Origin of the sequence: Sphingobium sp. SA916 (genome assembly GCF_002894065.1) — a bacterium.
GTDB classification, from domain to species: Bacteria; Pseudomonadota; Alphaproteobacteria; order Sphingomonadales; family Sphingomonadaceae; genus Sphingobium; species Sphingobium fuliginis.
Map to the genome: position 1 here is coordinate 1 of NZ_LXYF01000041.1, position 14,332 is coordinate 14,332.

The following is a 14,332-nucleotide window of genomic DNA, read 5'->3' on the forward strand; positions in this document are numbered from 1 at the left end:
GGTGGTTTTCCGTGACCCGGAGCGCAGCCTACTCAAAGTAGGTGAGCACCGGAAGCACGGAAAAGCGTCATTTGCAGGCCGTCAGGGCTGAATGTCGATTGGCTCTAGGCTAATCCGGCAATTCCAGCTCCTCCTCCAGAAAATCGAGAAAAGCCCGCACCCGCGCCGCCAGCCGGTCCTGCGCGGAATAGAGCGCGTGAATATCCTCGCCCTCCCCCGTGCTGAAATCGCCCAGCACCTCGACCAGCCGCCCTTCCCGCACGTCGGCGGCGACGTGAAAGCGCCCGTGCCGCGCTATGCCGCCGCCCGCGATCGCCATCTGCCGCACGACCTCGCCCGAATTGCCGAAGAAACGCCCCTGCACCGGACGCTGCACCGTCCGCCCGCCGATCCGGAAGGCCCAGCTGTCCACCGATCGACGAAAGCTGAACTGCAGGCAGTCATGCCCGTCCAGATCGTCCGGCCTGAGCGGCATGCCCCGCGCAGCCAGATAGGCGGGACTGGCGACCAGCACCATGCGGCTGCGCCCCAGCTTCTTGGCGCGCAGCCGCGTATCGCGCAGCGGCCCGATCCGGATGGCGATGTCGGCCCTCTCCTCGACCAGGTCCACCACCGCATCGGATAACGCCAGATCGACCGTCACGGCCGGATGCCGGGCCAGAAAGCGGGGCAGGATCGGCAACAGGCAGTGGATGCCGAAGGATACGGAGGCATTCACCCGCAACAGCCCTCGCGGTCCCTGCTCCTCCTGCCCCAGCCTGCTTTCGACATCGGTCATTTCCGCCATCAGCGCCGACATCCGGTCGCGATAGGCGGCCCCTTCCATCGTCAGCGCCAGCGACCGCGTGGTCCGCCGCAGCAGGGTGACACCCAGCCGCTGCTCCAGCCGGGCGATGCTGCGGCTGACGGCGGACGGCGTCAGCCGCAAGGCCCTGGCGGCGGAGGCAAGGCTGCCCTCCTGCGCCACCGCCAGAAACGTCTCTATATCCCCGAAGCGGTTATCCATGCATCGCTCATGATCTGAAATCACTTCTATAGTGACGATGATCATTCTAATCATCAATGATCCCTTCTCCTATTTCTGCGTTCACTCACGCAGAACAGGAGTTGCCCCATGGATCTGAAACTCAACGGCAGGACCGCGCTCGTCACCGGATCGACCGCCGGGATCGGCTTTGCCATCGCCAGGCGCCTTGCCGAAGAAGGTGTGGAGGTCGTGATCACCGGCCGCAATCAGGCCAAGCTCGACGATGCGGCCGCGCAGCTTGCCCAGTCCGGCAGGGTCCGCCCGATCCTGGCCGATCCCGCGACGGCGCAGGGCGCGGCCACGCTCATCGAAGCCGCTCCGGACGTCGACATCCTCGTCAACAATCTCGGCATCTACGAAGCCAAGCCCTTCACCGAAATCTCCGACGAGGACTGGCATCATTTCTTCGAGGTCAACGTCGTCAGCGGCGCCCGCCTCGCCCGTCATTATTTCCCACGCATGATCGCGAAGAACTGGGGCCGCATCATCTTCATCGCCAGCGAAAGCGCGCTGGTGATCCCCGGCGAGATGATCCACTACGGCATGACCAAGACCGCCCAGCTCGCCATCGCCCGCGGACTGGCCGAACAGACGCGCGGCACCGGCGTGACGGTGAATTCGGTGTTGCCCGGTCCCACCCGTTCGGAAGGGATCGTCGACTTCATCCAGTCGGTGGTCGAGAACAAGGACGCGCCCGAGGCCGAACGCGAAGCGGAATTCTTCCGGACGCTGCGCCCGCTCTCCCTCGTCCGCCGGCTGATCGAGGCGGACGAGATCGGGTCGATGGTCGCCTATCTCGCCAGCCCGCTCGCCGCCGTCACCAATGGCGCGGCGATCCGGGCGGAGGGCGGGATCGTTCCCACCATAGCCTGATAGGGGCGCCCGATATGGGCGCCCGATCCATATCCTGCTTGCGGGAACTGGCCCTGTCGCTCGTCTGTCTCTCCGGATAGGAAGGACGGATGAGCGACACGGACATTCTCATGGACACGCCCCTCCGGCACGAACTGGCGGAAGCCGGCTATGCCCGCCTGTCCGGGGCAGACCTGTTCGAACGGCTCCCCTCCGTCGGCTGGAACGCGCTCGCGCGAAGCTGGGACGATCTCGGCCCCGACCTCTATATGGCGGACGGAGGGCGCTATCGCCGCCGCCGCCACGCGACCTTCGCCTGCGAACAGGGCGTCTTCACGCGCCAACCGCACCAGCCGCATTTCCAGAGCCGCGACTATAATCCGCTGAATGGCGATGTGCAGCGCTGGTTCGATCCCGTCGAGCAAGGCACCATCGACAATAGCGCGATGCAGGCGATCTTCGCCTTCTGCGCGCGCAGCTTCCCCCTGGCCGGACGGCAGCATGTCGAACTCCATCAGTTCCGCATAGAGGCCCGCACCGGGGAACTGGGCCGCCCCACGCCGGAAGGCATGCACCGCGACGGCGTGGACTGGGTCTTCGTCATGCTGGTCGAACGCCGCAACGTCCGCGAAGGCGTCACCCGCATCGGCACGCCGGAGGGCGGCGCATTGGGCGAATTCACCCTTGCCCGCCCCGGCGACGCGGTGCTGATCGACGACCACCGCATCATGCACGGCGTCACCGAAATCCATGCGGTCGACCCGGCGCAACCCGCCTGGCGCGACGCTCTCGTCCTCACCTTCGCGGCCGACGCCTGAGCCTTATTTCAACAGCACCAACTCCTCGGCCATGCTCGGATGCAGGGCGACGGTGTCGTCGAACTCCTGCTTGGTGAGGCCGGCCTTCACCGCAATCGCGGCCGCCTGAAGGATTTCCGGCGCATCCGGCCCGATCATGTGCAGCCCGACCACGCGATTGGTCGTCGCGTCCACCACCATCTTGTAGAGCGCCCGCTCGTCCCGCCCGGCCAGCACATTCTTCATCGGCCGGAAGTCGGAGGTATAGACCTTCACCGTCCCATATTTGTTCTTCGCCTGCGCCTCGGTCAGCCCCACGCCCGCCAGCGGCGGATGGCTGAACACGGCGGAGGGCACGCAATCATAATCGACCGTGCGCGGATTGTCCCCGAACACCGTATCCGCAAAGGCATGCCCCTCGCGGATCGCGACGGGGGTGAGCTGCATCCGGTCGGTGACGTCGCCCACCGCATAGATGCTCGCGCAGCTCGTGCGGCTATATTCATCGACCTTGATCGCGCCCTTGTCGCTCAGTTCGACCCCGGCATTCTCCAGGCCCAGCCCATCGACATGCGGCTTGCGCCCGGTCGCGAAGACCAGCAGGTCGCAGGCGATCGGATCGCCGCTCCTGAACCGGACGCACAGCGTGCCGTCCTCATTCTTCTCGATCTTCTCCATCTCGGCGTTGAAGCGGAAATTGATCCCCTTCATCGTCGAAATCTGGAGCAGCCGGTCGCGGATCTGCTCGTCATAGCCGCGCAGCAGGGTGTTGGACCGGTTGACGATCGTCACATGGCTGCCGAACTGGTGGAAGATGCCCGCAAATTCATTGGCGATATAGCCGCCGCCGACGATCACGATCCGCTTCGGGCATTCCTCCAGGTGGAACAGTTCATTGGACGTCACGCCATGCTCCGCCCCCTCGATGTCGGGAACGATGGGCCAGGCGCCGGTCGAAACCAGGATATATCTGGCCGTGACCTCGCGCCCGCTGGCCAGCTTCACGCCATGCGGCCCGGTGATCGTCGCCCGCTCGGGGATCAGTTCGACCTCATGGCTGTCCAGCGTGTTCTTGTAGAGACCCTCCAGCCGGTCGACATCGGCCAGCACATTGTCGCGCAGCGTCGTCCATTCGAAGCCGCAATCGGGCACATTCCAGCCGAAGCGCCGCGCATCCTTCAGATCCTCGGCAAAATGCGCGCCATAGATGAGCAGCTTCTTGGGCACGCAGCCGCGAATGACGCAGGTGCCGCCGACCCGATATTCCTCGGCCACCGCCACCTTCGCGCCATGCGCCGCCGCCACGCGCGAAGCCCGCACGCCGCCGGATCCCGCCCCGATGACGAAAAGGTCGAAGTCGTAATTGCTCATCCATCCCTCCGCTAGATTGCGCCCGCATATGGAGCGTCCCCAGCGGAGTTACAAACCAGAATCTTCTCACTCCCCTCCCGCGGGCGGGATGGGCCGGGGGTGGGCGCTAGCAAAACGGGGCCCTCCCACCTCCAGAAGCGGCTTATCCGTCAAACCCCGCCCAAAGCCAGATCGATCAAAGCCATGGTCGAAGGATCGAACCCCTTCGGCCCCTCCGCCTCGATGGACCTGGCGATTTCCTTGCCCAGCTCGACACCGAACTGATCGAACGGATTGATCCCCATCAGCACCGCATTGGCAAAGGTCCGATGCTCGTAGAAAGCGATCAGCGCCCCCAGAACCTCCGGCGTCACGTCGTCCAGCAATATGGTGGTCGAAGGCCGGTTCCCCGGATAGGCCCGCGCCGGATCGGCCTCATTATCCTTGCCCCGCAGCAAAGCCGCCCCCTGCGCGAAGCAGTTCACCAGCAAGGCCCGATGATGCGCCGGATCGAGCGCATGGCCCGGCTCGATGGAGGCGATGAACTCCACCGGCGTCAGGATCGTCCCCTGATGCAGCAGCTGGAACACGGCATGCTGCGCGTCCGTGCCGACGCCGCCCCAGGTGATCGCCGCCGTCGGTCCATCGACGGGCTTGCCGTCGCGCGTCACGCTCTTGCCGTTGCTCTCCATCTCCAGTTGCTGGAGATAGGAGGGCAGCAGACGCAGCCTTTCGTCATAGGCGAACAGCGCCCGCGTCTGGCATCCCAGCACCCGCGCATAATATTGGTCGACAAAGGCGGCGATCAGCGGCGCGTTCTGCCTGGGGTCGCTCAGCCGGAAATGCCGGTCCATCGCCGCCGCGCCTTCCAGCAGGCTCTCGAACGCATCCCATCCCAGCGCCAGCGCCGCCGGAAACCCGATGGAGGACCAGAGCGAATAACGCCCGCCCACGCTCTCCGCGAAGGGCAGCACCCGCGTCTCGTCCACGCCCCATTCGATCGCCTTGTCGGGCGATGCGGTCAGCGCGATCACCCGGCCATAGGGATCATCCACCCCCGCCTCGACCATCCAGTTGATCGCGCTCGCCGCGTTCAGCATGGTCTCCGTGGTGGTGAAGGTCTTCGAAGCCACGGCGATCAGCGTCGCTTCGGGATCGAAGCGCGAAATCGCCCGCTCCAGCGCCGTGCCGTCGACATTGGACACGATGGCGACGTCATAGCGCGCTCCGTCCCCGCCCAATGCATCGACGATCAGGTCGGGCCCCAGCGCAGACCCGCCAATGCCGATATGCAGGATATGCCGGATCGGCCCCAGCGCCTCGCCCTCTATGGCGTCGATCAACGCCCGCATCCGCGCATGGAACATCTTGGCCCGCGCCACGCTGTCGGCATTGCCCTCGCCCCGCTCGGCGGGATGCTCGGCGGCGCGGCCCTCGGTGTTGTTCACCGCCTCGCCCGCGAACAGGGCGTCCCGCTGCGCGGCAAAGCCCTTTTCCTCGGCCAGCGCCAGAAATCCCTCGAACAGCTCGTCGGTCAGATGCGTCTTCGACCAGTCGAAGCGCACGGGCCCCTGGCGCAGGGTGAACTTGCTCAGCCGGTCGGGATCGGTGGTGAAGATGGACTTGAGATCGGCCTGGGGAAGAGCCGCGAGCGCTGCCAGTGCAGGGCTGGACATTGGGATATATCCTCTTGTTTTGCCGTTGATCGATACCGACGCTGCACCTGTCGATTCTTGCCCATCCTAGCCAAGTCGTTCCGCTATTGCACCGTTCGAACGGAAAAATCGGGCTGCGGGGCAGCATGAAGTGACAACCCGTTGGTCTCTAGCCCGCTTGACGGCGGCTTTACTAACCCGCAAAAGCCGCGACGGCCTGTTTTCAGGGCGAATTGAAGGAAAAGACGACCAAGCATGAGCGCAAAATCCGAAACGCGGGATTTCCTCTGGTTTCTCGCAAAGCTGGCGGTGTTCGTCTTCGTCCTTCGCAGCTTCATCGTGTCGCCCTTCAACATCCCGTCGGAATCGATGCAGCCGCGCCTGCTGATCGGGGATTATCTGCTGGTTGCGAAATGGCCCTATGGCTATTCGCGCTATTCGCTGCCCTTCGGCATGCCGCTGATCCCCGGCCGCATCTTCGCCTCGACGCCGCAGCGCGGCGACGTGGTGGTGTTCAAGGCGCCGCCGAACCAGAAGAACGACTATATCAAGCGCGTCATCGGCCTGCCCGGCGACATGATCTCCGTGCGCGGGGGCACCGTCTATCTGAACGGTCAGGCCATTCCGAAGCAGAAGGTGGCCGACCTCGTCATACCGGTGACGCCCAATATGGAGGATGCGGCAGCGAAGGAAGGCAGTCCGTCCCCCTGCTACCGCCCCAAATTCGAGGAGGCCGTACCCGGCGGCCGCCAGTGCCGCTACCCCCAATATCGGGAGACGCTGCCGGGCGGCAAAAGCTACAATGTCCTCGACCTGGTGCCGGACGGCGCGGCCGACGACCGCGACACGGTGGTGGTGCCCGAAGGCCATCTCTTCATGATGGGCGACAATCGCGACCGCAGCGCGGACAGCCGCTTCCCGGCGGTCGACGGCGGCGGCATCGGCCTTGTTCCTGAGGAAAATCTGGTCGGCAAGGCGATGATCTCCGTCTTCTCGACCGACGGCAGCGCCAACTGGCTGCTGCCCTGGACATGGGTGTCCGCCGCGCGCTGGAGCCGCATCGGGGAAGGCTTTTGACGAAACCCGACACCGAAGGCTGGCTGAGCGCCCTGATCGGCCGCGCGCCGAAGGACCCGGCCGCCTTCAACCAGGCGCTGACCCATGGCAGCGCCCATGCGGTGAATTATGAACGGCTGGAATTCCTGGGCGACCGCATCCTGGGCCTGCTGATCGCGGAGTGGCTCTACGACCGCTTTTCGGGCGAACCCGAAGGCAAGCTTTCCCGCCGCTTCAACGCGCTGGTTTCCGGCGAGACCTGCGCCGAAGTCGCCCGCAGCGCCGGAGTTCCGGCTCATCTGGTGCTCGGCAAGCAGGCCCGCGACGATGGCGCCGCCGACAGCGACAATGTGCTGGGCGACGTCATGGAGGCGCTGATCGGCGCGCTCTATCTGGAGGGCGGCCTGGAGGAGGCCCGCACCCTCGTCCGCCGTCTCTGGGCCGACCGCGTCGACACCCAGTCCAGCGCGCCCAAACACCCCAAGTCCGCGCTTCAGGAATGGGCCGCCGCCAACAAGCGCAAACCGCCGGAATATGCGATGACCGACCGCTCCGGCCCCCACCACGCCCTGAAATTCACGGTAACGGTCAGCATCAAGGGCGCAGGCGAAGCAAGCGCGACGGGCGGTTCCAAGCAGGAAGCGGAAACCGCAGCGGCAAAGGCCCTGCTGGACAAACTGACCGCGTAAACCGCCCACAACTAAGTCCAAAACCCCTCCCCGTTCGCCCTGAGCCTGTCGAAGGGCTTTTCTTTCTTCTGGAACGACATTGCCCTTCTGGACCTACATGCTCCACTGCGCCGACCGCAGCTTCTACACCGGCCACACCGACAATCTCCAAACCCGCATCGCGCAACATGAGGCAGGCGCAATCCCTGGCCACACCCAAAACCGCCGCCCGATAAAACTGGTCTGGTCGCAAGAGTTCGGAACCCGTATGGAGGCGCTGGAAGCAGAGCGCCAAATCAAGGGCTGGAGCCGGGCCAAGAAACTTGCGCTCATCCGCGAGGATTGGAAACTCATCTCCACCTTGGCGCGCTCGAACCAGGAAAAGTAAAGCCCTTCGACAGGCTCAGGGCGAACGGAGTTAAATTTGGAAGGTTCAGAAGTTCAGCAACATTGCGGCGTCATCGCCATAGTCGGCGCCCCGAACGCAGGCAAATCCACCTTGGTCAACGCGCTGGTAGGCCAGAAGGTGGCGATCACCAGCCCCAAGGCGCAGACCACCCGCACCCGCGTCATGGGCGTGGCGATCGAGGGCGACGCGCAGATGGTGCTGGTCGACACCCCCGGCATCTTCGCCCCCAAGCGCCGCCTTGACCGCGCCATGGTGCAGGCCGCATGGGGCGGCGCGCAAGGCGCCGACCTGATCGCTCTGGTCGTCGACGGCAAGGCGGGCCTCGGCGCCAAGATGGAACCGATCGTCAGCGCCCTCGCCGCCCGGCCGGAGAGGAAATGGCTGATCCTCAACAAGGTCGACATCGCCATCAAGGAAAAGCTGCTGGTCCACACCCAGCGGCTCTACGAACAGCTCGACATAGCGGAGACCTTCTTCGTCAGCGCGGCGACCGGCGACGGCCTTCCCGAACTCAAGACCGCCTTCGCCAGAGCCATGCCCGAAGGCCCCTGGCACTTCCCGGAGGATCAGGTCTCCGACGCCACCGACCGCATGCTGGCGGCGGAGATCACGCGCGAACAGCTCTATCACCAGCTCCACGCCGAACTCCCCTATGCCGCCGCCGTCGACACGGAAAAATATAGCGAGCGCGAGGACGGATCGGTCGAAATCCACCAGCAGATCCTCGTCGGCCGCTCCAGCCAGCGCGCCATCGTGCTGGGCAAGGGCGGCCAGCGCCTCAAGGAAATCGGCTCAAAGGCCCGCGCCGAACTGGCCAGCCTGCTTGGGGTCAAGGTCCATCTCTACCTCCACGTCAAGGTGAAGGAAGATTGGGAAGACGACCGCTTCATCTACCGCGACATCGGCCTGGATTGGGTGGAGTAAGCCAACCCGCTTATCAATCATCGTCATTCCCGCGCAGGCGGGAATCCATCACCTGACCTTGCGCCAGGCACAATTTATGGGAGATGGATTCCCGCTTTCCGGGGATGACGAGCATAATTACTCCGCCGCTACCTTCTTCTTCGCAGACGCCTTCTTCGCGGCAGGCTTCTTCGCCGCACCCTTTTTCGCCGGCGCCTTCTTCCCCTTCTTCGCAGGCGCCGCCGCGGCCCGCGCATCGATCAGTTGCGCAGCCTCCTCCAGCGTCAGGGCATCCTGCTCGATGGTCTTGGGCAGCGTCGCATTGGTCGTGCCGTCGGTCACATAGGGACCATAGCGCCCCGCCATCAGCTTGATCTCCGCTTCGGTGCGCGGATGCTTGCCCAGCACCTTGAGCGGCTCCCGCGACGAAGCGCCACGCCCGCCCTTGTTCGCCGCATCGGCCAGCTTGGCCACGGCGCTGTTCATCCCCACCTCGAAAATCTCCGCGGTGGAGGACAGCCGCCCATATTTGCCGTCATGCAGCAGATAGGGCCCGAACCGCCCGATATTCGCCACGATGGGCTTCCCCGTCTCCGGATGCAGCCCGATCTCGCGCGGCAGGCTCAGCAGCTTCACCGCCCAGTCCAGCGTCAACTCGCCATCGGGCAAATCCTTGGGAATGGAGCCGCGCTTGGCCTCCTTGCCCTCGCCCATCTCGATATAGGGCCCGAACCGCCCGGATTTCCTGACAATATCCTGCCCGGTCTCGGGATGCTGGCCCAGCACCTCCGGCCCCTTGTCCTCGCCATCCTTGTCGCCGCCCGGCTGCCCGAACTTGCGCGTATATTTGCACTCCGGATAGTTGGAGCAGGCGATGAACGCCCCGAACCGCCCGCCGCGCAGCGACAATTGCCCGTCGCCGCACATCGGGCAGGCACGCGGATTGGACCCGTCCGCCTTGGGCGGGAACAGCATCGGCTCCAGAAACTTGTCCAGCTCAGCCGTGATGTCGGAAGGCTTCTGCTCCATCACCTCGGCGGTCTTGGGCTTGAAGTCGCGCCAGAAGGCTTCCAGCACCGCCTGCCACTGGGCCCGCCCGCCGGAAATCTCATCCAGCTCATCCTCCAGCCCTGCGGTGAAGTCGTAGGACACATACCGCTCGAAGAAACGCTCCAGAAAGGCCGTCACCAGCCGCCCGCTCTCCTCCGCGAAGAAGCGGTTCTTCTCGATCCGCACATAGTCGCGGTCCTTCAGCACCTGCAAAGTCGAGGCATAGGTGGAAGGCCGCCCGATCCCCAGTTCCTCCAGCTTCTTGACCAGCGACGCTTCCGAATAGCGCGGCGGCGGCTGGGTGAAATGCTGCTCCGCCGTCACCTTCTTCTTGGCGGGAGCGTCGCCCACGCCCAAGCGCGGCAGCAGCCTCGAATCATCGTCTTCCGCATCGTCGCGCCCTTCCTCATAGAGCGCCAGGAACCCCGGAAAGATCACCACCTGTCCGGTGGCGCGCAGCCCATGCTGCCCGGTCGCATCGACCAGATCGACGGTCGTCCGCTCCAGCCGCGCCGAAGCCATCTGGCTCGCCAGCGCCCGCTTGAAGATCAGGTCGTACAGCCGCGCATGGTCGCCCGACCCCACCTTGTCGCGCGAAAACTCGGTCGGACGAATGGCCTCATGCGCTTCCTGCGCATTCTTGGCCTTGGTCTGATATTGGCGCGGCTTTTCGGGCAGATAGCCGCCGTCATAGCGCTCCGCGATCGCCTTGCGCGCGGCGGAAATGGCGCTGCCGTCCATCTGCACGCCGTCGGTCCGCATATAGGTGATCGCGCCATCCTCATAAAGCTGCTGCGCGATCCGCATCGTATGGCTGGCCGAAAAGCCCAGCTTGCGCGCCGCCTCCTGCTGAAGCGTCGAGGTCGTGAACGGCGGCGGAGGATTGCGCGAAACCGGCTTGGTCTCGACCTTCTCGACGGTGAAGCGCCCGGCCTCCACATCCGCCTTCGCGGCCATGGCGTCGCCTTCCCTGCCGATGGTCAGCCGCTCGATCTTCTCGCCGCGCCAGCGCACCAGCCGCGCGACGAAACCCTGTCCGCCCTGCTCCATCTCGGCCGCGACCGACCAATATTCCTGGGCCACGAAACTTTCGATCTCGCGCTCCCGGTCCACGACCAGCCGCAACGCCACGGACTGCACCCGCCCCGCCGACTTGGCCCCCGGCAGCTTGCGCCACAACACCGGGGAAAGCGTGAAGCCCACCAGATAATCCAGCGCCCGCCGCGCCCGATAGGCATCGATCAGATCCTCGTCCAGCGCGCGCGGCTGGGCCATCGCCTCGGTCACCGCCTGCTTGGTGATCGCGTTGAAGGTCACGCGGTCCACCTTGGCGGGCAGCGCCTTCTTCGCCCGCAGCACCTCCTGCACATGCCAGCTTATCGCCTCCCCCTCGCGATCGGGGTCGGTCGCCAGGATCAGCCGGGTCGCCTTCTTGGCTTCGTCGGCTATGGCCTTGAGCTGCTTGCCCTTGTCGCCATAATTTTCCCAGCTCATGGCAAAGCCGTTGTCGGGGTCCACCGACCCGTCCTTGGGCGGCAGGTCGCGGATATGCCCATAGCTGGCCAGCACATGGAAATCGCCGCCCAGATATTTTTCGATGGTCTTCGCCTTGGCCGGCGATTCAACGATGACAAGCTGCATTCATGCCCCGGTTCAAATTGTCTCTCACGTACACGCGCGAGTCTGAAAGCTGTTTCCATCCTCCGTCAAGCCGCAGCGATGCAGGCGGCATTCCGCACGGTCGGGACGCCCCGTCACGACAGGCTGACCTTCCCACCCGCATGCCGCTCCAGCCGGGCGGCGAGTTCCAGTTCCAGCAGCACCGTCTGCACCACGGCGGGGCCAAGGCCCGACAGCCTTATCAGTTCATCCACCGGCACGGGCGCCGGTCCCAGCAGCGCGACGACCGACGCCCGCTCCCGCTCGGCCACGTCGCCGGACGGCGGCTCGCCCGCGAAGTGGCCGCCGGGCTGCCGAACCATGCGCGGGTCGATGGCGCCGATCGCCTCGATCACGTCGGCGGCGCTCTGGACCAGCACCGCGCCCTCCCGGATCAACTGGTTGCACCCCTGGGCGCGGGGATCGAGCGGAGAGCCGGGCACCGCCATCACCTCCCGTCCCGCCTCCCCCGCCAGCCGCGCCGTGATCAGCGAACCGGACCGGGGCGCGGCTTCCACGACGACGGTCCCCCGCGCCAGCCCGGCGATGATCCTGTTGCGCGCCGGGAACTGCCGGGCCAGCGGCTGCGTGCCCGGCGGATGCTCCGTGACCAGCAGCCCTTCCTCGGCCAGCCGCTCCTGCAGTTCCGCATTTTCGGGCGGGAAGGCGATGTCGATGCCGCAGGCGATGACGGCGATGGTGCCGCTCTCCAGCGCGCCCTGATGCGCGGCCGTATCGATCCCCCGCGCCAGCCCCGACACCACGACCGCCCCATGCTGTCCCAGATCCTGCGCCAGCATCCGGGCGAAGCGGCACGCCGCGGCAGAGGCGTTGCGCGCCCCTACCATCGCCACGCAATCCCGCGCCGCCAGCGATACGTCCCCGCGCACGATCAGGGCCGGCGGCGCGCCCTCCATCTGCTCCAGCAGGAAGGGGTAATCGGCATCGCCCATGATCAGGTAGCGGGCGCCAGCCGCCCGGCTGCGCGCGATCTCCTGCTCGACGATCTTCGCGTCCACGATGCTGGCCTTGCCGCCGCCGCGCGCCGCCAGATCGGGCACCGCGCGCAAGGCCTCGCCCGCCGTGCCGAAACGCGCCATCAACTGGCGGAAGGTGACAGGGCCGATGCGCGGCGAACGGATCAGGCGCAGGCGGTTGAACCGCTCCTGCTCGCTCATTCCCCGGCCGCCGCCTTTTTCGAAGCGCCCACCTTCGGCTCGGTTCCCCTGGCGAGCCGCGCGATATTCTCCCGGTGCCGCCACAGCACGATCAACGCGAGCGCCAGCGCAACGGGGACCAGCTCGATCCGGCCGAAGCACCACATGGCGACAGGGGCGCTGACCGCCGCGGACATGCCGCCGACCGACGACCATCTGGTCCCGAACAGCGCCCCCAGCCACACGGCCGCGAAGACGATCCCCGCCGGCCAGTACAGCGCCGTCACCACGCCCATCATGGTCGCCACGCCCTTGCCCCCGGCAAAGCGCAGCCAGACGGGATAGCAATGTCCGATAAAGGCCATGGCCCCGGCCATCGGCCCGCCACCATCGACCAGCGCCGCGCCGACCAGCACCGCCGCCGCGCCCTTCAGCAGATCGAGCAGCAGCGTCGCCGCCGCCAGCCCCTTTCGCCCCGTCCGCAGCACATTGGTCGCGCCGATATTCCCCGACCCGATCTTGCGCAGGTCGCCCGCCCCGGTGAGGCGCGTCAGCAGCAGCCCGAACGGGATGGAACCCAGCAGATAACCGATCAGCAGGACGAATGCGGGAAGTAGCCAGGGAGGAGTCATGATCTCGCCAAATTGGTTGCGGCGCGACCATAGCGTTCCCGGCGAACCGGGCAATGGCGAAGGTGACGAAATATGGGTCGGAATATCGGGGATGGGGGTTCCCGCCATCAAGCCCTTCCTCTCAAGGGGAGGGCTCTTGAGGGAAGTTGACAGGCCCGCCCCATGCCGCGACATGTCTGCCCGATGACAGTCGCATCCCATGCCCCCCTTCTTTTCTTCGACTCCGGCGTCGGCGGGCTTTCCATCCTTGGCCCGGCACGAAGCGCCCTGCCCAACGCGCCGGTCGTCTATGCCGCGGACAGCGCGGGCTTCCCCTATGGCACCAAGAGCGAGGCGGAGATCGCCGCCCGCGTGCCCGCCCTGCTCGGGCGGCTGGTGGAGCGCTACCGCCCGCGCCTCGCCGTCATCGCCTGCAACACCGCCTCCACCATCGCCCTGCCGGCGGTCCGCGCCGCGCTCGACATCCCCGTTGTCGGCACGGTACCGGCAATCAAGCCTGCCGCCCTGCTCTCGCAAAGCCGGGTATTCGGCGTGCTCGGCACCGACGCCACGGTGCGCCAGCCCTATGTCGACAGGCTCGCGGCCGAACATGGCGCCGACTGCACGGTCCTGCGCCATGGGTCGGCCGCCCTCGTCCAGCTTGCCGAGGCGAAACTGCGCGGCGAACCGCTCGATCCCGCCATTGCGCGGGACGCGCTGGCCGGCCTGTTCGACCAGCCGGGCGGGGACCGGATGGACATAGTGGTCCTCGCCTGCACGCATTTTCCGCTGGTGGAGGCCGAACTGGCCGCCGCTTCGCCCCGTCCGCTCAGATTCGTGCACGGCGGTGAAGGAATTGCGCGCCGCATCGCTTATCTGACCCAGGGGCAGCCATGGCCGTCCGAACCGCAGCCCGGAACCGCGGTCTTCACTCGCCTGGACGAGAGCGTGGAGCCACTCCGCCCAGCGCTGGAAGGCTATGGCTTGCAACGGATCGAAGGACTTTGAAGGGGTGGACCTTTGGTCCAATCGCAAGTCCTTCTATCAGTGTGATAGGTAATTCTCCCTAAGGCTGCGAGCGTTTATCACTGGTAATAGGCCAAAACAGCGGATAAATGCCCCTCAAAGAGGGGATGCG

13 protein-coding genes are annotated in these 14,332 nt (G+C 65.8%); 7 read left to right on the top strand and 6 right to left on the bottom strand.

Annotated features, from left to right (window positions below):
* Positions 1–109 precede the first annotated feature (109 nt).
* Positions 110–1,006, bottom strand: coding sequence for a LysR family transcriptional regulator (locus tag A8G00_RS12575; RefSeq protein ID WP_025547359.1), 897 nt, complete (start codon positions 1,004–1,006; stop codon positions 110–112).
* A gap of 108 nt (positions 1,007–1,114) precedes the next feature.
* Between A8G00_RS12575 and A8G00_RS12580 the strand changes: the two genes are divergently transcribed.
* Entirely contained in the window at positions 1,115–1,900 is a 786-nt protein-coding gene (locus tag A8G00_RS12580; RefSeq protein WP_044662353.1) for an SDR family NAD(P)-dependent oxidoreductase, read from the top strand.
* A gap of 89 nt (positions 1,901–1,989) precedes the next feature.
* Positions 1,990–2,697: a 2OG-Fe dioxygenase family protein gene (locus A8G00_RS12585; RefSeq protein WP_103000821.1), complete on the top strand. Its 708-nt coding sequence runs from the start codon at positions 1,990–1,992 to the stop codon at positions 2,695–2,697.
* A 3-nt stretch (positions 2,698–2,700) separates the two neighbouring features.
* Here A8G00_RS12585 and gor read toward each other — a convergent pair whose 3' ends face one another.
* A complete protein-coding gene (gene gor / locus A8G00_RS12590; RefSeq protein WP_103000822.1) occupies positions 2,701–4,047 on the bottom strand; it encodes a glutathione-disulfide reductase in 1,347 nt (448 codons plus the stop codon).
* A 149-nt stretch (positions 4,048–4,196) separates the two neighbouring features.
* On the bottom strand, positions 4,197–5,702 hold the full coding sequence (gene pgi / locus A8G00_RS12595; RefSeq protein ID WP_103000823.1) for a glucose-6-phosphate isomerase: 1,506 nt from the start codon (positions 5,700–5,702) through the stop codon (positions 4,197–4,199).
* A 234-nt stretch (positions 5,703–5,936) separates the two neighbouring features.
* On the opposite strand from pgi, the gene lepB reads away from it, so the two are divergent.
* The 4 genes from lepB (at position 5,937) to era (ending at position 8,738) form a co-directional block, all read left to right on the top strand.
* Positions 5,937–6,758, top strand: a complete 822-nt coding sequence (gene lepB / locus A8G00_RS12600; RefSeq protein WP_103000824.1) for a signal peptidase I — start codon at positions 5,937–5,939, stop codon at positions 6,756–6,758.
* Positions 6,713–7,426 carry a ribonuclease III gene (gene rnc / locus A8G00_RS12605; protein WP_048578033.1) on the top strand — a complete coding sequence of 238 codons (714 nt, stop codon included), beginning with the start codon at positions 6,713–6,715 and terminating at the stop codon, positions 7,424–7,426. The genes lepB and rnc overlap by 46 nt, the downstream gene beginning before the upstream one ends.
* Positions 7,427–7,505: 79 nt before the next feature.
* Positions 7,506–7,793, top strand: coding sequence for a GIY-YIG nuclease family protein (locus tag A8G00_RS12610; protein WP_103000825.1), 288 nt, complete (start codon positions 7,506–7,508; stop codon positions 7,791–7,793).
* 36 nt (positions 7,794–7,829) lie between these two features.
* Positions 7,830–8,738, top strand: coding sequence for a GTPase Era (era, locus tag A8G00_RS12615; RefSeq protein ID WP_061934228.1), 909 nt, complete (start codon positions 7,830–7,832; stop codon positions 8,736–8,738).
* Between the two features lie 117 nt (positions 8,739–8,855).
* Here the strand turns inward: era and topA are convergent, their stop codons facing one another.
* The 3 genes from topA to plsY all read right to left on the bottom strand — a co-directional run bounded on the left by topA (position 8,856) and on the right by plsY (position 13,215).
* Positions 8,856–11,408, bottom strand: a complete 2,553-nt coding sequence (topA, locus tag A8G00_RS12620) for a type I DNA topoisomerase (RefSeq protein WP_103000826.1) — start codon at positions 11,406–11,408, stop codon at positions 8,856–8,858.
* Between the two features lie 113 nt (positions 11,409–11,521).
* Positions 11,522–12,604: a DNA-processing protein DprA gene (dprA, locus tag A8G00_RS12625; RefSeq protein WP_065845988.1), complete on the bottom strand. Its 1,083-nt coding sequence runs from the start codon at positions 12,602–12,604 to the stop codon at positions 11,522–11,524.
* The gene (plsY, locus tag A8G00_RS12630) at positions 12,601–13,215 is read right to left on the bottom strand and encodes a glycerol-3-phosphate 1-O-acyltransferase PlsY (RefSeq protein WP_037481602.1); all 615 of its coding nucleotides are present in this window, start codon (positions 13,213–13,215) and stop codon (positions 12,601–12,603) included. The genes dprA and plsY overlap by 4 nt, the downstream gene beginning before the upstream one ends.
* Positions 13,216–13,398: 183 nt before the next feature.
* Here plsY and murI point away from each other — a divergent pair, with 183 nt between their 5' ends.
* On the top strand, positions 13,399–14,202 hold the full coding sequence (gene murI, locus A8G00_RS12635; RefSeq protein ID WP_103000827.1) for a glutamate racemase: 804 nt from the start codon (positions 13,399–13,401) through the stop codon (positions 14,200–14,202).
* Positions 14,203–14,332: the final 130 nt, after the last annotated feature.

Excerpts from the sequence above, each read along its gene's own strand:
- A8G00_RS12575 (WP_025547359.1), bottom strand. The coding sequence starts at position 1,006 with ATGGATAACCGCTTCGGGGATATAGAGACGTTTCTGGCGGTGGCGCAG.
- A8G00_RS12580 (WP_044662353.1), top strand. The coding sequence starts at position 1,115 with ATGGATCTGAAACTCAACGGCAGGACCGCGCTCGTCACCGGATCGACC.
- A8G00_RS12585 (WP_103000821.1), top strand. The coding sequence starts at position 1,990 with ATGAGCGACACGGACATTCTCATGGACACGCCCCTCCGGCACGAACTG.
- gor (WP_103000822.1), bottom strand. The coding sequence starts at position 4,047 with ATGAGCAATTACGACTTCGACCTTTTCGTCATCGGGGCGGGATCCGGC.
- pgi (WP_103000823.1), bottom strand. The coding sequence starts at position 5,702 with ATGTCCAGCCCTGCACTGGCAGCGCTCGCGGCTCTTCCCCAGGCCGAT.
- lepB (WP_103000824.1), top strand. The coding sequence starts at position 5,937 with ATGAGCGCAAAATCCGAAACGCGGGATTTCCTCTGGTTTCTCGCAAAG.
- rnc (WP_048578033.1), top strand. The coding sequence starts at position 6,713 with ATGGGTGTCCGCCGCGCGCTGGAGCCGCATCGGGGAAGGCTTTTGACG.
- topA (WP_103000826.1), bottom strand. The coding sequence starts at position 11,408 with ATGCAGCTTGTCATCGTTGAATCGCCGGCCAAGGCGAAGACCATCGAA.
- dprA (WP_065845988.1), bottom strand. The coding sequence starts at position 12,604 with ATGAGCGAGCAGGAGCGGTTCAACCGCCTGCGCCTGATCCGTTCGCCG.
- plsY (WP_037481602.1), bottom strand. The coding sequence starts at position 13,215 with ATGACTCCTCCCTGGCTACTTCCCGCATTCGTCCTGCTGATCGGTTAT.
- murI (WP_103000827.1), top strand. The coding sequence starts at position 13,399 with ATGACAGTCGCATCCCATGCCCCCCTTCTTTTCTTCGACTCCGGCGTC.